Below are 896 nucleotides of genomic sequence, written 5' to 3'. Positions count from 1 at the left end.
TCCTGGGGCGACGGCCACGCGGCGACCACCTGGGGCCGCTGCCCTGACACCGAGGGTGCCTTCGCCAGCACGGCCGAATCCACGAAGGGCGCGGCCAACGTCTGCGCGGGAGAGATCGCGGTGGCGACGTGGCCCGGCTCTGCCGACGTGCGCGTGGTCGACAGCATCCCGACGTTCCTCGAAGACAGCTCAGGGCTCGACGTGCAGGAGACCGCCGATGGCGCCTTCCTCTGGGCGGTCGACAACGGCGAGGGTCGGATCTGGAAGCTCGAGGCGCACGCCGACGGCTCGGTCGAGAAGGCCGACGGATGGGATGCGGGCAAGCGCGTGCGCTTCCAGAAGGATGCCGCGAACCCGGCAGCCGCGGGCCCCGACACCGAGGGCATCACGGTCGACGGCGACGGCTTCGTGTACGTGGCCTCCGAACGGGACAACAGCGCCAAGGGTGTGAACCAGAACGTGGTGCTCAAGGTCGACCCCGACGCCTCGAACGGCGACCTCGTCGCTCAGCAGGAATGGGATCTGACCTCTCTGCTGCCGGCCGTGGGTGCGAACCTCGGCATGGAGGCCGTGCAGTGGGTGCCGGACTCTGCGCTGGCCGGGAAGCTCTTCGACGACAGCAAGAGCGCGGCGTACGACCCGAAGAGCTACGCCGGTCACGGCGGTGGGCTGTTCTTCGTCGCGGTCGAGGACAACGGCCACGTCTACGCCTTCGCCCTCGGGTCCGACGGTTCGGCGACGCTGGTCTCGGAGATCGCCCCGGGTCTCACCGGAGTGATGGCGCTCGACTACGACAGCGTGCGCAAGACGCTGTGGGCCGACCCCCAGAAGATACGGGATGACCGGCACGCCGGGATCGTGTCGACCGATGCTGGCGACCATCGCCTCGACGAGCT

Annotated in this window: 1 protein-coding gene; it reads left to right on the top strand. The window is 69.3% G+C overall.

The window, feature by feature from the left end; all coding sequences use genetic code 11:
• Nucleotides 1-153 precede the first annotated feature (153 nt).
• A partial coding sequence (locus KZA10_RS16310; RefSeq protein WP_308289702.1) for an esterase-like activity of phytase family protein occupies nucleotides 154-896 on the top strand: 743 nt, incomplete at its 3' end.

It is taken from the genome of Microbacterium sp. BF1, from assembly GCF_019279095.1.
GTDB classification, from domain to species: Bacteria; Actinomycetota; Actinomycetes; order Actinomycetales; family Microbacteriaceae; genus Microbacterium; species Microbacterium maritypicum.
The sequence above is the reverse complement of the archived record's forward strand: the minus strand, read 5'-3'. Positions and strand labels throughout refer to the sequence as shown.